Annotated in this window: 1 protein-coding gene; it reads right to left on the bottom strand. The window is 68.7% G+C overall.

Annotation, left to right across the window (positions count from 1 at the left end; all coding sequences use genetic code 11):
• Positions 1-186 precede the first annotated feature (186 nt).
• Positions 187-1,364 (bottom strand): glutamine--fructose-6-phosphate transaminase (isomerizing) (gene glmS, locus ABTZ89_RS38685; protein ID WP_351054465.1); only part of this gene is annotated, 1,178 nt, incomplete at its 5' end.

Below are 1,364 nucleotides of genomic sequence, written 5' to 3'. Positions count from 1 at the left end.
GCGTGTCGGGACCTCCGGACCCCGACACGCCGACACCTGTGGACAAGTCGTCTCGGCTGTGGAGAACTCCCGCAAATTCAATGGAAATCGGACCTCTGATTTCCATTGAATTTGCGTCACCGGGTGACGACGGAAGCGCGAAGGGCACCTCCGAGGGGATCGGAGGTGCCCTTCAGAGGGATGAGATCACTCGACGGTGACGGACTTCGCGAGGTTTCGCGGTTTGTCGACGTCGTAGCCGCGGGCCCGGGCGATCTCCGCCGCCAGGACCTGGAGCGGGATCGTCGAGACCAGCGGCTGCAGCAGGGTCGGGACCGCCGGGATGGTGATCAGCTCGTCGGCGAACGGCCGCACCGTCTCGTCGCCCTCCTCGGCGATCACGATGGTGCGGGCACCGCGGGCCTGGATCTCGCGGATGTTGGACACCATCTTCTGGTGCAGCAGGGACCGGCCGGTCGGCGACGGCATCACCACGACCACCGGCAGGCCCTCCTCGATCAGCGCGATCGGGCCGTGCTTGAGCTCACCCGCCGCGAAGCCCTCGGCGTGCATGTAGGCGAGCTCCTTGAGCTTGAGCGCACCCTCCAGGGCCACCGGGTAGCCGACGTGGCGGCCCAGGAACAGCACCGCCTTCGAGTCGGCCATCTCCTGGCCGAGCTTGCGCACCTGGTCGACGGTGGACAGCGTGCGGCGCACCGCGTCGGGCATCGACGCCAGCTCGGAGTACTCGCGCGCCACCTCGTCGGAGTACTTCGTGCCGCGCGCCTGCGCCAGGGCCAGGCCCACCAGGTAGTTCGCCGCGACCTGCGCGAGGAACGTCTTGGTGGCCGCGACGCCGATCTCCGGGCCGGCGTGGGTGTAGAGCACCGCGTCGGACTCGCGCGGGATCTGCGCGCCGTTGGTGTTGCAGATCGCCAGCACGCGCGCCCGCTGGGTGCGGGCGTGGCGCACCGCTTCCAGGGTGTCGGCGGTCTCGCCGGACTGGGAGATCGCCACCACCAGGGTGTCGCGGCCCAGCACCGGGTCACGGTAGCGGAACTCGCTGGCCAGCTCGACCTCGACCGGCACCCGGCACCAGTGCTCGATGGCGTACTTGGCGAGTAGCCCGGAGTGGTAGGCGGTGCCGCAGGCGACGACGAAGACCTTGTCCACGTCGCGCAGGTCCTGCTCGGTCAACCGCAGCTCGTCGAGCACGATGCTGCCGTTGGTGAAGTGCCCGCGCAGCGTGTTCTCGAGGGCTTCGGGCTGCTCCTCGATCTCCTTGAGCATGAAGTAGTCGTGGCCGCCCTTCTCGGCGGCCGAGAGGTCCCAGTCCACGCTGAACGGCTTGGTCTCGACCTCGACGTCGTCGAAGTCGGTCACCC

This window comes from Saccharopolyspora sp. NPDC002686, from assembly GCF_040295745.1.
Taxonomy (GTDB): Bacteria; Actinomycetota; Actinomycetes; order Mycobacteriales; family Pseudonocardiaceae; genus Saccharopolyspora; species Saccharopolyspora oryzae.
Note: the sequence above shows the minus strand (reverse complement) of the source record. Positions and strands in the feature narration are given on the sequence as shown.